Source organism: Acetobacter okinawensis (assembly GCF_002153655.1).
Classification (GTDB): Bacteria; Pseudomonadota; Alphaproteobacteria; order Acetobacterales; family Acetobacteraceae; genus Acetobacter; species Acetobacter okinawensis_A.
This window is the reverse complement of the sequence record NZ_JOPJ01000091.1, coordinates 1-359: the sequence shown is the minus strand read 5'-3', so window position 1 is coordinate 359 and position 359 is coordinate 1. Positions and strand designations below refer to the sequence as shown.

The following is a 359-nucleotide window of genomic DNA, read 5'->3' as shown; positions in this document are numbered from 1 at the left end:
ATGCACGATGTGGTGCTCCAGAACCTGCCGGTCCGCTTTGCCATTGACCGTGCCGGTCTGGTGGGGGCGGATGGGGCCACGCATGCAGGCTCGTTTGACATTGCCTATCTGGGCTGCCTGCCGGGCATGACCATTATGGCCCCGTCCGACGAGCTGGAACTGCTGCACATGACAGCCACAGCCGCCGAGTTTGATGAAGGCCCGATTGCCCTGCGCTACCCGCGTGGCAACGGGCTGGGTCTGGACCTGCCCGCCGAGGGGCAGGTGCTGGAGATTGGCCGGGGCCGCGTGATCCGCGAGATGGGCCGCCAGTCCGGGGCGCAGACGGGTGGCATTGCCATTCTCTCGCTCGGGCCAAG

1 pseudogene is annotated in these 359 nt (G+C 66.9%); it reads left to right on the top strand.

Features of this window, described 5'->3' with window-relative positions:
- A pseudogene (locus HK26_RS12860) lies at nucleotides 1–359 on the top strand (1-deoxy-D-xylulose-5-phosphate synthase); the annotation flags it as partial.